This is a genomic window from Thalassomonas sp. M1454 (genome assembly GCF_007097525.1).
GTDB lineage: Bacteria > Pseudomonadota > Gammaproteobacteria > Enterobacterales > Alteromonadaceae > Thalassotalea_A.
The window spans coordinates 361,557-375,134 of record NZ_VKDD01000001.1; the positions used below are offsets into that span (position 1 = coordinate 361,557).

Below are 13,578 nucleotides of genomic sequence, written 5' to 3' on the forward strand. Positions count from 1 at the left end.
GTTTTATACCAAGTTAATTAACCAAGTGGGTATTTTCTAATTAGACGGTTATTGTACCTTGCAAGTATTGCACAGCCTTGCCTGAGACTAAAACCCGGTCATCACTAATACGGCAAGTTAACTCGCCGCCACGCTGCGATGCCTGATAAGCACTAAGGTTATCCTTATTTAACTGCTTAGCCCAAAATGGCGCAAGACCAGCATGAATAGAACCAGTAACAGGGTCTTCATCACCACCGTTAGCCGGCCAAAAATAACGCGATATAAAATCATATTTACTCGCAGGCGCAGTAACAACCACATCATAAGGCTTCAGCTTTTTAAGCTCGTTAGAGTTTTGTACTACTTGAATAACATCAGACTCATGCTCATAAACGGCAAAGTAAGCTTGCTGATTTTTAAGCACTTGCTTAGGCTTAATAGATAACCCATTAAGTAAGTCTTCAGGTATATGGTCAACATGTTTAGGGGCGCAATTAGGAAAGCTCATTTCAATTAAGCCATCATTTTTGCGTTTAACTGTTAACTCTCCAACATGTAATGTTTGAAAGACAACTTGCAATAAAGACTTATCTTGTGCAAACAAAGTAAAAGCGGCAGCTAAAGTAGCATGCCCACAAAAATCTATTTCGGTAATTGGCGAAAACCAACGTATTTGAAAAGAATTCTTAGCCAGTGGCTTTACAAATGCCGTTTCTGATAGATTGTTTTCTATCGCAATATTTTGCATTAACTCATCACTAAGGTTGTGCTCAGTAATAAGAACTGCCGCAGAATTACCTTTAAACGCTACGCTAGTAAAAGCATCCACAATATTTATATTTAAAATCATAGTTTACCGTATTTTATGTTGCTACATTTTTAATCATAGGTCATATACATGTTTGATAATAAAAATAATACCATCACTGCGTCATTTAATGAGGTATTTTCTCCTTAAAAGTGTTAACTTTCGTTTTTATTTTTTAATCATTAAGCTGTAATTTATGACTATAGAAACTACACAGCAGGCACCTAAAGATACTTGGTTTAATCGATTTTTAGCTTCGGTTGAATTTTTAGGTAACTTGCTACCTCACCCAATCACACTCTTTGCCCTATTTTGCTTATTCATCATTGTCTTTAGTGGCATTGCTGATTGGTTCGGATTGAGCGCAATTGACCCTCGCCCAATAGGCTCTTCAGGACGAGATCCTGATGGTGTTATTGAAGTGGTTAGCCTAATGAGCGCCGACGGTTTGCAAAAAATTGTCACTGGCTTAGTTACTAACTTTACTAACTTTGCACCTCTAGGCACTGTTTTAGTTGCATTGCTTGGTGTTAGTGTTGCTGAACATTCAGGCTTTTTATCTGCGGCATTACGCGGCATGGTTATGGGAGCATCTAAGCGCTTAGTAACCTTTATGATAGTGTTTGCAGCTATCTTATCAAATACAGCTTCGGAGCTTGGTTATGTAGTTTTAATTCCACTTGCAGCCATGATCTTTCATAGCTTAGGTCGCCATCCGTTAGCTGGTTTAGCTGCTGCCTTTGCTGGTGTTTCAGGTGGTTATAGTGCCAACTTATTACTTGGTACAATTGACCCTCTGCTTGCAGGTATAACAACGCCAGCTGCGCAAATGATCGCCCCTGATTACCAAGTTGGTCCTGAAGCCAACTGGTACTTTATGATGATCTCAACCTTCCTTATTGCAATCTTAGGTACCTTTATTACTGAAAAAGTAGTTGAACCTAGATTAGGAAAATACAATGAAGATGAGGCAAGTGAAGTGCTAGACACTAATATTGAACACTTGTCTGCAATTGAGCGTAAAGGCTTAATGTATGCTGGCTTAACTTTTCTTGGCTTAGCAATACTACTCGCGCTTACTATCGTTCCTGACGACGGTATTTTAAGACACCCTGAAACTGGTTTAGTAAAAGGCTCTCCGTTTTTAAAAGGCATAGTCGCTTTTATCTTTATTACCTTTGCCATCCCTGGTTTTGTTTACGGTAAAGTGGTTGGCACCATGAAAAACGATCGTGATGTGATTAACGCTATGAGTAAAAGTATGGGCTCGTTAAGCATGTATATTGTGCTAGTATTTTTTGCGGCACAGTTTGTTGCGTTTTTTAAATGGACCAATTTAGGCACCATTTTAGCAATTAATGGTGCTGAACTATTACAAGCATTAAGCATGACTGGCCCTGAGGTCTTTGTTTTATTTATTTTAATGTGTGCGGTAATTAACCTAACATTAGGCTCGTCATCTGCACAGTGGGCAGCTACCGCTCCTATATTTGTGCCTATGTTAATGCTGATCGGCTATGCACCTGAAACCATTCAAGCGGCTTACCGTATTGGCGACTCGGTCACCAATTTAATCACCCCTATGATGAGCTATTTTGGTTTGATACTTGCGGTTGCAACTAAGTACAAAAAAGACATGGGTATAGGAACATTAATAGCGACTATGTTGCCATATAGTCTGGCTTTCTTAGCCGGTTGGGTAGCGTTATTCTATATTTGGGTATTTGCTTTTGGTTTACCAGTAGGTCCTGGTTCACCTATTTATTTTCAGCCTTAAATAAAGCGAGTTAATGTTCTAGCTTAAACTTATTAGCTAGAACATTAACGGCTAATAAAGCCAAACATTAATTAGATGGTGTAAGTTGTAGCAAGCGAGCATTTTCACCATCTTCTAAAACCCAGATAGCTCCTTTAGGTCCTTGCTCTACCTCGCGTATGCGTTTTTTCATATCAAAACGCTCAGCCTCTTTTACTTGAATACCTGCAATATGCATTCGTAGCAGTGACTCAGATTTAAGCCCGCCGATAAACACATCGCCTTGCCATTGAGGAAAAATTGAACCGCTGTAGACAATCAAACCAGAGGGAGCTACCGTTGGTACCCAACTAACCTTGGGCGCACTAAATTCTGGACGGGTATCATGATTAGGTATTTTTACACCCGAATATTGATTGCCCTCAGATACAATAGGCCAACCATAATTACCTCCACCAACAACTAGGTTAAACTCATCACCGTGTCTAGGGCCCATTTCATGGCTCCACAACTGGCCTTTGTTATCAAAAGCAATGCCGAGCATATTACGATGACCTGTTGACCAAAAAGTCTTTGCTAGTTCACCTTTGTGCTGGAATGGATTATCTTCAGGTACACTGCCATCGCTATTAAGCCTAATGATTTTACCTAAATTTTGTTCCCAGCTTTGTGCTGGCTCTTGCTTTTGTCTATCGCCAGAAGTAATCATTAAATAACCATCGGGACTGAATGCCATTTTATGCGAATAATGGCCACTACCGCTAACCTTAGGTGTTTGTTGCCAAAGAGTTTCGATATTTTCTAATTTAGGTTTACCTGAGGGTAATTTAAGTTGCGCACGAATAACTACAGCACCTTTTTTACCAGAGCTATCCTGATCTGCATATGACAAGTAAACCAAGTTATTATCTTGATAGTTAGGGTGAATAATAATATCGCCCAAACCACCTTGGCCGCCATAAGCGACTTTCGGCACTCCTGCAACGGTTACCTTGGTGCGCTTGTCTAAATTAACAAGTATCAACTTACCTTCTTTTTCAGTAACCAGTAGCTCGCCATTAGGTAAAAATGTCATTGCCCAAGGTTGATCAAATGTAGCAAACTCTGTGGCATTAAGCTTTGAACCTTTATTGCTACTAAACACATCGTCAACTGATTGTGCATAAGCTTTATTTGCAAACATTGAAAACAGAATACATAAATAACTTATTAAACGTATTGGCTGCATAGTTTTATTTTCCTTAATTATCTTGATTTGTTACGTGCATTGTTTTTTTGCCTGTAAATTTATCATAAATACTTTGATGAGCGACTTTAGAGAAGGTATCTGTTCGAAGATCATATTGTGAAATCCAATCGATTAACATATCCAAGTTTGCATCTTGGGCTGCTTTACTTTCGTATTTATGAGCTTCCCAAGGTCTATTTTTTGCATTTTTAATACAGTTTGGTACAGGTAAATTTAAAAAAATCATTTCACTCGCATATGGGATGATCATTTCAATTAAATCTGAATAGCAGCCTTCAACAATCCAGTTATCGTTGGCATTTAAAAATTGTGTAATTAACGTATTTGATTGTGCAAGAGGCATACGTTCAGGTTGAGGAGAAGAATTCCAAGCAACTGTATCTAAATCTAAATGAGACAAGCCACCTTTACTAGCAAGTTGTTTTGCTAGCGTTGATTTACCCGAACCAGAATTTCCAAAAATTATAATTTTTGTCAAACTTTCCCCTTAATAGTGAGACTTAACATTAAGCTTTATAATATTAATCGAGTTTTACTACTTTAGGATGCTTATCTGACGAATACTCATGGAATATATCATCAAGATAAGTAGCAAGTTCTGCTATATCTAAGTCTTGAGGAATAACCACATCATAAACACGCGAGCGCATACCCGTATCTGATTCATTAAATAGTAACCATTGTTGGTCTTTTTTAACAACAGACATCTTTTTACCAAACACATTAAACTTAATCATGATCACACTCGCGTTATTTGATGTAAGTAATTTACCTTAATAGTCCTAAAACTTCTTCGCCATTAAAACTTACGTTTAATTGTTTACACCCTTTAGACGTAATCAATACATCAACAAAAGTATCTTCTGCAGCACGTTTCTATAAATACTCATTTAAGTTAACGATATTTAGCGGACGTAATAAATTCTCCAAAGGCCTCACACCAAACCACAACAGTATTAAATTGCGATAACTTAACGCTAGCCTCTAGCTTTACCATGAAATTGTCAAAAGTATCTACATCGCCAACAAGTTGCATTGAGGGCTTCAAGAGTTCAAATTCAGCTTCGGTTTCAACAAATTTAGGAGATAAATAAAGTTTGTATTCTGGGCCAGGAGCAAGCTCCCCCATTAAAGTTATATATTCTTGGCTAAGTGAGACCCGACCTTCTCCCCAGTGGAGCAGATCACTGCCCTTTAGATCTCGTGTAAATTCAGTCCTATATTCAGCCTGCAAAGCTATTGCTTTAATATCAGCAGCAGTTGGTGAAGGGGGAGCGATAAGTATAGGTAATAGATAAATTCCTATGATAAAGCCAAAGGCCAACATAGAAAGGTGTGTAAAGCTTAGTAAGATTAACTTTTGAATTTTCATAATACTCGTATACATTCCTTTAAAGCCGATTTAAAGGCCAATTTCTTTTGATTAAAACCTTAAGAGCTTGAAAATCTAAGTTTGATAAATAGTTGTTTTAGCCATAACTAGGTGATTTTCAACTCCATGTAATAAAACTTTTCATCCTCACTGACCACACTAAACCTCTGTCTTTTATATAGGTGATATGCAGGGCTAATTTTAAACACCTTCAAACTTAGCTTTGTAGCAGCTAAATTTCGAGCCAACCGCACTGATTCATGCAATGCTTGGGCGCCAATACCTCGATTCTGAAATGAAGCACTAATTTGCAGATCTCTTAGATAACAGCCATCACTATCGAATGACAACCGTAAAACTCCTATTAGCTCGCCATTAAGTAAAATATCCCAATTATCTAGATCTTGAATTTGCTCCAGAATTTTAGCTTGTTCCCAATCGACAGAGTGATGAGCATAATAAGAACGCATATTGTCATAAGTAATTTCAGCTGATTTTAATAAATCATCGGTTGCTCGATATGAAATCATAACTAATCTCCTAATGCTAAGTTAACACTCTGCCAACTAGAATCCAGCTTTAAACTCTTGTTATAACGCTTTTACAAGGCAGAAGGTTACATGACCTTGGGGATGATCGACTAACTCACCATAAACTTTATAGCCTCGTTTTTCATAAAAAGGCTTTGCTTGGAAACTTAATGTTTCAGTGCGCATATATTTGAAGCCTTTTTCTTTTGCAAAGCTTTCTGCTGCGTCCATTAATTTGTTGCCAACACCTTTACCTCTAGTTTCATCAGATAACCAGAGTAACTCTAAAATACAGTAATTCCAAAATGCTGTAGCTCTCACGCCACCTAACACTTTGCCATCATCATCTCTAACAAATGCAGCAAATTTGGTATCGGCTTCAAATACAACATCATCAGGAATATGTCGTTGGTTAAAAGATTGAATACCTTTACTTATGGTTTCAAGGTCGCTTTCTGTTGGGGAGGTTGTTACATCAATCTTCATCTTTCTTCCGTGCTTTATAAAGCTATAACGCTGTAGTAGGAGGTTAATAATGCTTGTCTAAGTTTAATAATGGAACCCTTAACCTGTCTAAAGCTATTGAACTTTGAACACTCAAAACCAACGCCGCCTTAAGAAGCTAATGATACTGACACATGTTTTTGTGTTATTTATCCTATTAAGTGACTCGTTATATTGTTATACGCCTAGTAATTAACCATAAGCTAAGCAGTGGGATTAGCACTAAAAAAATAGGTTGTCCGAATAATTTATAAAGAGCCCATACTTCTTCGTTGACCACTTGATTAACAATGTAGGCAATGATTGCTAACGCAAAAAAAAGAGATATATTCATCAGGTTAAACCTACACCAAACCTTATTGGATAAGTGCAATCTGCTACCTAAAAACACATATGGCAATCCTTTATTTTGAAATAGCGTAATCAAAATAAAGAATACGGCTAAGATGCACCAAAAAACTGTTGGCATTAAGCTAAAATTATTAATTAGATTCAATAAGTTCAGTTGCTCACTTATAAACGCAACGAGAAGTGATGAAAAGAAAATTGAAAGTAGATATCGCCAGTACATTCCCCACAAACTAATTTCCACCTATTGATTCAAACGCAAAAGTTTAATAAAAAGATAACATCGCCTTAAGTGTCTTAAAACTGTTGTCTAAAGCTAGCTAGGTACGAGTAGAAAGCCAACTGTTTTTGTCCGTTTAATTGCCTTGCTATATTTTTTATACCATAATCTAATATATATTGGTATTTAAAAGGTTTTACATTATGGCTAAGAATACAAGCGTAACATTGGGCGAGCATTTCGATAAATTTATAAATAAACAACTTAACTCCGGTCGTTATGGTTCAGCAAGTGAAGTAGTACGTGCTGGTTTAAGAGCTCTAGAAGATCAGGAAACAAAGATAATGAGTTTACGAAATATGCTAATTGAAGGTGAAAATAGTGGCATCTCAGATTACTCGTATGATTCTTTGATTTCTGAGTTGGACAAAGATAATCTCTAATGTCGAAATTCGAATTATCAGGAAAAGCTAAAAATGATTTAATAAAAATAGCAAAGTATACTCAATTAACTTGGGGAACAAAGCAAAGAAATGATTACTTAAAGTTGATAGATAATACTTTCAATCAATTAGCCGACGAACCAATGTTGGGAGTCAATTGCGACTATATAAGAGAAGGTTATCGAAAACAACCTCAAGGTAGTCACGTAATTTATTATAAAGAGCACAAAAAAAACCAAGTTTTAATCGTTAGAATATTACACAAAAGTATGGATGTTAACCGCGGGCTATGAGATATAGAGGCCCTCTTGAGCGACTTGTTATATAACAAAACACCCACATTACTTGGCAAATAATTTTTTAAATAGTTCTTCAGATTTTTTAAGCCCCTCATCAGTAAAACAAACTGATTTGACTTTACCCTTAGGGTCATAAATTAAACCTTTATCGAACAGCCTGTTTGTAACTTCCCAATCCATTTGCTTCCAGGCTCTGAATTCATCATGTAACGTCAAATATAATAAAGCGAGTGCTGCTTCATCTATTTTGTCTTCATCGAACTCCATATTACCTCCAAATTATAATTGGTATATAACGCCTTACTAAGAGGCTAATGATACTGCTTTTTGCGTTGTTTGCATAAACTGTGACAGTGTTATTTGTCCTATTGAGTAACTTGTTATTTAGATATTACCCAGTTTTTTCTTTTTTTAGGTGCTCCATTTATAGGAACCCATTCACTCGTTTCACTTACATATTGCAAGGTATATAGTATTTCTGGGTTTTGGTTAGACACTATTAAACCACACCGAAATCCAACATCCTCTTGTGGAACGAAATACAACTTAGAGCCATTCTCAGTTTTTATGTTTTCTAGAAAAGTTTTCTCCAGTTTAGAATTAAGCACTTCTTCTAAACCATTAAGCTCGTTTTGTATTTTTAGCAAAAGGATGTCTGTTTTCTCAGTTGCCACAGCACCTATAGAAATTATGCTTAATATCAAAGCAATGGTTAAATTTTTCATCCTATCCTTTAATCTTAATAACGCCCCACTAAGGGGCAAATAAATGCTTGGCTAAAATTCTGGCACGCAGTGACAAAAGCCAAGCTTTATTTGTCCTGCTTTATTGCCTTGTTAGGTATTATTTAGTCTAGTGCTAAATTTAAACTTATGAATACCATACGTAATTAATGCAAACCCAACAAATGAAAACAGCCCAAAAGTAGTATCTTTTTCATCTATCAAGGATGTAAAAGCGACAAGTGTTAATAGTAAAAAAAACCATTCAAAGCTTTGCGCGATTAGTTTAACAAAGGTATGCACAAATGGTTCTTCCGACTTGTTTGAAACTAAAACTATGCCTGCTAAACCAAGTAATATAATAATGAACTCTCTTGCAAGAGAAACAACCTCTATAACTTCACTTAAACCAGTTAAATTAAATAAAGACATTCCGATAGCGAAGCATGAAACATGCAAAATTATAGCGAGAAATGTTCTGAATACTTCACTCATGTTTGAGTAATACCTAACGCCTCATTAAGAGGCAAAAAATAGTTGGTTAAAATAAGCGACGCAGGAGCAAAAACCAACTGTTTTTTGTCCTTTTGAATGACTTGTTAGCCTTTCTTTTGCTTGGGTATTAATAAGAAGCGTGCATCTTTACGGACACTTTCAAGACCGATTCGAGCACCTTTTCTTTTTTGAGGACTCCATGCTTCACCGTCTTGCCAAAACCTACTTTTTAGGGAAAACCTACTAGATAAATTCCGATCAAATGGTCTAGTTAAATTTGCAACTCGATCCCACTTATGAGCCAATTCAATTTGTGCTCTTCTAGTATCTGGTGATGGTGCTTCATAATAAGTCACAGTAGAAAAGTAGGCATCACTTAAAGCATCAAGTGTTTCATTTACCCGATCATGCTCTTTTTCTTTACGTGCTTCTAGTGTTGGTAATAAAGCTACAACATAGCCTAATAATACTTCCCAGCTCAATAAATTCTCCTTGAAAGGCTAACGCCCCATTAATGGGCAATTTTTAGTTGGCTAAAATAATGAGCGAAGCGAACAAAGCCAACTGTAAATTGTCCGATTGAATGCCTTGTTAGGTAGCTGCTTAACCTAAGCTTTCTTTTTTAAACTTACGGCGTTTGATTAGGTTAATAAAATAAAACACTGTGCACCACACTAAACCAATAATTACACCGGATATAACCGATGTTGCTCCAGATACACCTGGCGTATAATTTGAATCAAAGTACATTAAAGCCTCTAGCCTAAATACAACACTTAACTCAAATAAAACAGCTCCTGCGGCTAAGCCCCATAGCTGATATTTGTATGCTACAAATGCTGAAACAACAAATCCAACAATAGGTATAAACCAGTTTACAAACTCAGCCATGTTTAAAGCTACCTAACAGCTTATTAGATGGAAAAAATCCTTAATTTTACGAATTTGAATTTCCACCTTTTATTTTTATTAACACTACTTTAACTTGTACTTACTTGATATTCAAAGAGAAAATAAATTGTCTTTGTTTAAACACGGAATTATTCCTTATTTACTGTTAAAAGGCGGAATTAGCATTGTTTTTTATGATCTATAATTAGTTTTGATTAATTGAAAAGGAATTCAAATTATGAAATCTAAATTTTTATTAGATGTAGAAAAACAAATGTGGACGCGTCAGTATGCAAAGAAAACTATAGAGGCCTATTTATACTGGATTAAAGCGTTTATTAATTTTAATAATAAAGCTCACCCGGATACTCTTCACAATGATGATGTTGAATTATTTCTCAGCTTCTTAGCGAATGAAATGCATGTTGCACCTCGTACTCAAGCTCTTGCGTTAAATGCATTAGTATTTTTATATCGAGAAATATTTTCTAATCCGTTAACTTTAAAATTAAACTTTAATAAAAGCACTGCTCCAACTAAGTTACCTGTAGTTTTAACCAAGCAAGAAATAAAGCAGTTTTTTAATTTCCTGCCTCCTAAAATGGTGCTTCCTTGCCAGCTAATGTACGGAAGTGGTTTAAGGCTTATGGAAGTTGTTAGGTTGCGAGTTCAAGATATAGATTTTGACTATATATCACTACAGATTTGGCAAGCTAAAGGAGGTAAGAACAGACGAGTTACTTTAGCTAAAGAATTAGTAACGTCTCTAAAACAGCAGATAAATAAGGCGACTTATTATTATCAACAAGACTTAAAAAATAATAATTATGATGGCGTTTGGTTACCGTTTGCTTTAGCGAAAAAATATCCTAGCGCACGTAAACAGTTAGGGTGGCATTTTTTATTTCCATCTAATCGTTTAAGTCTTGACCCTGCAAGTCAAGTTCAGCGGCGTCATCACATAGATGCTTCAGGAATACAAAAGGCGGTAAGAAAAGCAGCAAGCTTGGCTAAGATTCAAAAACGAGTTACTTGCCACACCCTTAGGCATTCATTTGCTACACATTTATTACAACGCGGTGCCGATATTCGAACTGTACAAGAACAACTTGGCCATAGTGATGTTCGTACTACACAAATTTATACGCACGTGATAGAACGAGGAGCTAGTGGCGTGCTTAGCCCCTTATCAGATTTACTTTAATGTTTTTGTTTTAATTATTAGTTGTCGTTGTATTTAAAAACTCTAAGACCATTTGACTATCTTTTATGTTGGCGAGCAAGTTGGTTCTGATCACCTCAAGTATTTGTTGTTCTTGGTAGCTAGTTTCTTCAAGGTTAAACGTAACTGGTACACCAACCGATAGAGCTTGGCCAACAAGTATTGAAAAAGTTAGATTGATCATAAATACTGGCCAGTTAAGTTCTCGCCAAAGAGGGTCAGTAGGTGAACCTTGCAAATGTGTTGCTAAACGTAGGTAATGCTGGCCAATGTTTTTATAGATATCGCCTTCTATTTCAGGAAGCTGATTATTCATCATTTCTTGCACTATGATGGCTGTGTACGTTTGCTCTTCTGTACTCCAGTCTTTAAAGCTGTGGCAAAACTGACTAAAGCGTTCAAGTACAGGTAAGCTTTGTTGATTTAAAATAAGGCTATCTACAAATTCGCCTAAGCTTTGTTCTAAATGCTGTTTAACCGCATTGTACAAACCAGCTTTCGATTTAAAGTAGTACATAATAGTTGAGTTTTTTACACCGACGGTTTCTCTGATCTTACTTAAACTTGCCCCCTGAAAGCCAAATTGTGCAAACTGTTGGGCAGCTGCCAAAATCAACTGCTGTTTAGTAGATGATGCATTACTTTGTTTTGGTGGTCTTGCCATTGCAGCTAGTTTCCTTGGTTTTTTTATCATATGACTTGGCTCGTAAGTGCCAATCATAACCTGTTTATCATGCTTATAAAATTGATCTTTACAACTTATGTACTGATTGATACATTATATACCAACTGGTACATAAACTAATTGGTAATATTATGACAACAGCAACTAAGGGGCATATTAATGAAGCGGCAATTGCCGATTTAACTTTGCTATCGCAACGCCCAGAATTTAAAAAATTACTGTACGTTCCTCAAATTAATTGGGTTATTGCTTTATCTTGTATTTCAGCGTTAATTGCCTGGGCTGGGCTTTCTTATTTTTGGCTACAAGGTGATATATCAGCTGTTTGGGTCACCATTTTAAGTACTTATACGTTTTTTATTTTTATATTAACGGTACATGAAGCGTCACATTTAATTATGTCACGCAATAGTACTTTTAATGATTGGTTTACTAATATTTTAACCTTTATTCCTTACCCTCATATGCCTATCGCGGTATTTAGACATCAACATTTAACCCATCATAGAGATACTTGTGGCGAAGAAGATCCTGATGAATATCTTTACCATGGTAATGCCTTGGTACGTACATTTAAGGTATTCACTCAAGACTTGTATTGGAATTATTGGTCATTTAAAAACCGAAAAGGTACCTCAAATAATACGCATTTAGTTAATGTGATTGGCTTTACTTCTTATATGGTTATTTTAGCGGTAGGTTTTTCATCAAGCTATTGGTATGAATTTACCATGCTTTACTTTATCCCTCAGCGTATTGGCGTGGCAGTAGCAATTTACATGTTTGCCTATGTACAACATCCTAGCGATAAATGTGAAGTAAAAGAATCAAGTCCATTTAAAACAACGTCTGTTATTCGAGGGTTTGATAGTGCCTTTGCTAAAGTGTATTTCGGTCAAAATCGCCACCTAATACATCACTTATATCCAAGTATGCCTATTTATCGAAATTGGCAAGCATGGCAATTAGGTAAAGATGTATTCGAACGTCAAGAGCTAGTGAACATAGGTATAGATGCCGAAAGTTACACAGAGAAAAACGCAACCAAGATAACTGAATACTTAACACAACAAGATAAGTTAGCTGTAACCATAACGGCAATAGCTACGGTTGCGAACGGCATTAAATCTTACACACTTTCACCTATTAATGCTGATGCCAAGCTACCTAAGTTTACCCCAGGTGCACATATTGACGTTGAAATAAAGCCAGGACTTATACGCCAATATTCGTTATGTAATGCGCCAAGTAACTCCGATGAATATGTTATTGCAGTACAAAAAGAAGAAAATGGCCGAGGCGGATCTAAGCAATTACACCAACAGTTTAGTATTGGCGATACCGTTATTATTAGTAAGCCACGTAACCTTTTTGCCTTAAAACCAGCAAATAAAGTTGTGCTGTTTGCTGGTGGCATAGGTATAACTCCAATGCTGTCAATGGCCTGGCAACTGCACCAAAGTAATACTGAGTTTGAGTTTCATTACTGTGTAGCAACACAGAGTAAGTGGGCATTTAGGGATCAGTGGCAGCAATTACCTTTTGCTGAGTCAATTAAGGTTTATATTGACGATGAAGACAGCGCTAATATAGATGCCGAGCAAGTGTTATTGGCAAATAAGCAAGCCGATGTGTATGTGTGTGGCCCTGCTGGTTTTATGAATTATATTGAGCGCAGCGTAGAAAGTGCAAGCTTAAATAGTAAACAGTTTAATAAAGAAAGTTTTGCTGGCGCAACGGTAGATAAGCATGCAAAACCGTTTCAATTAAGTATAAAGGGGCGCGATCAGGTGTTTGATATACCTGCAGATAAAAGCATAGTACAAGTACTAAAAGAGCATGAGATATTCATTCCTGTCTCATGTGAAAACGGTGTCTGTGGTACCTGTAAGTGTAAAGTAACCCAAGGTGAAGTAGATCATAAAGATATTGTTTTAAATGATAATGAACACCAAAAACAACGCCTATTTACACCTTGTATTACTCGAGCAAAAAGTGAGTATTTAGAAATAAGTTTATGATCTAATCTCTGAATATTTCCCTTCAGTAAAA

At 36.4% G+C, this 13,578-nt stretch carries 19 protein-coding genes; 5 read left to right on the forward strand and 14 right to left on the reverse strand.

Features of this window, described 5'->3' with window-relative positions:
• Positions 1-40: 40 nt before the first annotated feature.
• On the reverse strand, positions 41-832 hold the full coding sequence (locus FNN08_RS01525; protein ID WP_143582879.1) for a PhzF family phenazine biosynthesis protein: 792 nt from the start codon (positions 830-832) through the stop codon (positions 41-43).
• Between the two features lie 154 nt (positions 833-986).
• Here FNN08_RS01525 and FNN08_RS01530 point away from each other — a divergent pair, with 154 nt between their 5' ends.
• The gene (locus tag FNN08_RS01530; protein ID WP_143582880.1) at positions 987-2,567 is read left to right on the forward strand and encodes an AbgT family transporter; all 1,581 of its coding nucleotides are present in this window, start codon (positions 987-989) and stop codon (positions 2,565-2,567) included.
• A gap of 67 nt (positions 2,568-2,634) precedes the next feature.
• On the opposite strand, the gene FNN08_RS01535 is transcribed toward FNN08_RS01530, so the two are convergent.
• The 7 genes from FNN08_RS01535 to FNN08_RS16615 form a co-directional block, all read right to left on the reverse strand.
• A complete protein-coding gene (locus tag FNN08_RS01535; protein ID WP_143582881.1) occupies positions 2,635-3,774 on the reverse strand; it encodes a PQQ-dependent sugar dehydrogenase in 1,140 nt (379 codons plus the stop codon).
• Between the two features lie 13 nt (positions 3,775-3,787).
• Positions 3,788-4,273: an AAA family ATPase gene (locus FNN08_RS01540; RefSeq protein WP_143582882.1), complete on the reverse strand. Its 486-nt coding sequence runs from the start codon at positions 4,271-4,273 to the stop codon at positions 3,788-3,790.
• A 43-nt stretch (positions 4,274-4,316) separates the two neighbouring features.
• Positions 4,317-4,532, reverse strand: coding sequence for a hypothetical protein (locus FNN08_RS01545; protein ID WP_260679255.1), 216 nt, complete (start codon positions 4,530-4,532; stop codon positions 4,317-4,319).
• 158 nt (positions 4,533-4,690) lie between these two features.
• Positions 4,691-5,167: a DM13 domain-containing protein gene (locus FNN08_RS01550; RefSeq protein WP_143582883.1), complete on the reverse strand. Its 477-nt coding sequence runs from the start codon at positions 5,165-5,167 to the stop codon at positions 4,691-4,693.
• 107 nt (positions 5,168-5,274) lie between these two features.
• Positions 5,275-5,697, reverse strand: a complete 423-nt coding sequence (locus FNN08_RS01555; RefSeq protein WP_143582884.1) for a GNAT family N-acetyltransferase — start codon at positions 5,695-5,697, stop codon at positions 5,275-5,277.
• A 60-nt stretch (positions 5,698-5,757) separates the two neighbouring features.
• Positions 5,758-6,183, reverse strand: coding sequence for a GNAT family N-acetyltransferase (locus FNN08_RS01560; protein WP_143582885.1), 426 nt, complete (start codon positions 6,181-6,183; stop codon positions 5,758-5,760).
• Between the two features lie 187 nt (positions 6,184-6,370).
• Complete coding sequence (locus tag FNN08_RS16615) at positions 6,371-6,772, reverse strand: septation protein IspZ (protein WP_409574590.1); 402 nt, start codon at positions 6,770-6,772, stop codon at positions 6,371-6,373.
• 200 nt (positions 6,773-6,972) lie between these two features.
• Here FNN08_RS16615 and FNN08_RS01570 point away from each other — a divergent pair, with 200 nt between their 5' ends.
• A complete protein-coding gene (locus tag FNN08_RS01570; RefSeq protein WP_143582887.1) occupies positions 6,973-7,212 on the forward strand; it encodes a type II toxin-antitoxin system ParD family antitoxin in 240 nt (79 codons plus the stop codon).
• A complete protein-coding gene (locus tag FNN08_RS01575) occupies positions 7,212-7,505 on the forward strand; it encodes a type II toxin-antitoxin system RelE/ParE family toxin (RefSeq protein ID WP_143582888.1) in 294 nt (97 codons plus the stop codon). The genes FNN08_RS01570 and FNN08_RS01575 overlap by 1 nt, the downstream gene beginning before the upstream one ends.
• A 48-nt stretch (positions 7,506-7,553) precedes the next feature.
• Here the strand turns inward: FNN08_RS01575 and FNN08_RS01580 are convergent, their stop codons facing one another.
• The 5 genes from FNN08_RS01580 to FNN08_RS01600 all read right to left on the reverse strand — a co-directional run bounded on the left by FNN08_RS01580 (position 7,554) and on the right by FNN08_RS01600 (position 9,619).
• On the reverse strand, positions 7,554-7,778 hold the full coding sequence (locus tag FNN08_RS01580) for a DUF6429 family protein (protein ID WP_143582889.1): 225 nt from the start codon (positions 7,776-7,778) through the stop codon (positions 7,554-7,556).
• A gap of 113 nt (positions 7,779-7,891) precedes the next feature.
• Positions 7,892-8,236 carry a hypothetical protein gene (locus FNN08_RS01585; protein ID WP_143582890.1) on the reverse strand — a complete coding sequence of 115 codons (345 nt, stop codon included), beginning with the start codon at positions 8,234-8,236 and terminating at the stop codon, positions 7,892-7,894.
• 111 nt (positions 8,237-8,347) lie between these two features.
• Complete coding sequence (locus FNN08_RS01590; protein ID WP_143582891.1) at positions 8,348-8,728, reverse strand: hypothetical protein; 381 nt, start codon at positions 8,726-8,728, stop codon at positions 8,348-8,350.
• Between the two features lie 104 nt (positions 8,729-8,832).
• Positions 8,833-9,210 carry a hypothetical protein gene (locus FNN08_RS01595; protein WP_143582892.1) on the reverse strand — a complete coding sequence of 126 codons (378 nt, stop codon included), beginning with the start codon at positions 9,208-9,210 and terminating at the stop codon, positions 8,833-8,835.
• A 121-nt stretch (positions 9,211-9,331) separates the two neighbouring features.
• Complete coding sequence (locus tag FNN08_RS01600; protein ID WP_143582893.1) at positions 9,332-9,619, reverse strand: hypothetical protein; 288 nt, start codon at positions 9,617-9,619, stop codon at positions 9,332-9,334.
• 238 nt (positions 9,620-9,857) lie between these two features.
• Between FNN08_RS01600 and FNN08_RS01605 the strand changes: the two genes are divergently transcribed.
• Complete coding sequence (locus FNN08_RS01605; RefSeq protein WP_143582894.1) at positions 9,858-10,823, forward strand: integron integrase; 966 nt, start codon at positions 9,858-9,860, stop codon at positions 10,821-10,823.
• Between the two features lie 10 nt (positions 10,824-10,833).
• On the opposite strand, the gene FNN08_RS01610 is transcribed toward FNN08_RS01605, so the two are convergent.
• Complete coding sequence (locus FNN08_RS01610) at positions 10,834-11,505, reverse strand: TetR/AcrR family transcriptional regulator (protein ID WP_185962537.1); 672 nt, start codon at positions 11,503-11,505, stop codon at positions 10,834-10,836.
• 152 nt (positions 11,506-11,657) lie between these two features.
• Between FNN08_RS01610 and FNN08_RS01615 the strand changes: the two genes are divergently transcribed.
• On the forward strand, positions 11,658-13,547 hold the full coding sequence (locus FNN08_RS01615; protein ID WP_143582896.1) for a fatty acid desaturase: 1,890 nt from the start codon (positions 11,658-11,660) through the stop codon (positions 13,545-13,547).
• Positions 13,548-13,578: the final 31 nt, after the last annotated feature.